At 70.6% G+C, this 822-nt stretch carries 1 protein-coding gene; it reads right to left on the bottom strand.

What is annotated here, in order from left to right; genetic code table 11:
- Positions 1 to 822: DUF4982 domain-containing protein (locus UK23_RS45720; protein ID WP_045318118.1), on the bottom strand; the 822-nt coding region annotated here is incomplete at both ends.

The raw sequence follows: 822 nt of genomic DNA on the forward strand, positions 1-822 counted from the left end.
CCGCCGCCGCGGCCGGTGGTGCCTCCGGCTCCGGCACCGGGCCCGCGGCCGGGGCGATGCCGAGCCGGGCACCGGTCGCCGCGATGGTCGCGGTTCCGGTTCGCAGACCCGGCGCCCGCGCCGTGACCTCGATCGCGGAGGAGCCCTGTCCGGATCGGATCATGGCCAGCGCCTTGCCGTTGAACGCGGTCCGCGAGCTCGCCTGATAGTTCTCCGCGCTCTCCTGACGGCCGTTGTCCAGCCCGGCCAGGCTGCCACCGCTGACCTGGAACGAGATCAGGTTGTCCGCACCCGGCACGACCACCCCGGCACTGTCGACAACGTCCGCGGTGACGAACGTCAGCGACTTGCCGTCGGCCACGGTGGTGTTGCGGTCGGGAGTCAACCTGATCGCGTCCGGCGCGCCCGCCGTCGCGACCTCGTCGCGGGCGACCACCACACCACCGCGCTTGGCGACCGCCACGAGCCGTCCGGGCTGGAACGGCACCGTCCACGCCAGGTGCAGCTTGCCCGCGCTGCCGTTGGGACTGGTGTAGCTGCCGGGGAAACGGCCGGAGGTGACCGTCTTGTCGTCCCCGCTGGCCTCGGTGGTCTCCAGGTACCGGGCGCCGTAGGCGGTCGTCTTCGTGTCGAACTTCTTCTCGCCCAACGACCTGCCGTTGAGGGTCAGTTCGACGGTGTCCACGTTGCTGTACGCCCACACCGACACCGGCTCGCCCGGCTTGCGGTCGGTCCAGTTCATCGGCAGCAGGTGCACCATCGGATCGGTAGTCCACTGACTGCGGAACAGGTGGTAGAAGTCCTTGGCGAACCCGGCCGTGT

Origin of the sequence: Lentzea aerocolonigenes, assembly GCF_000955955.1 — a bacterium.
Taxonomy (GTDB): domain Bacteria; phylum Actinomycetota; class Actinomycetes; order Mycobacteriales; family Pseudonocardiaceae; genus Lentzea; species Lentzea aerocolonigenes_A.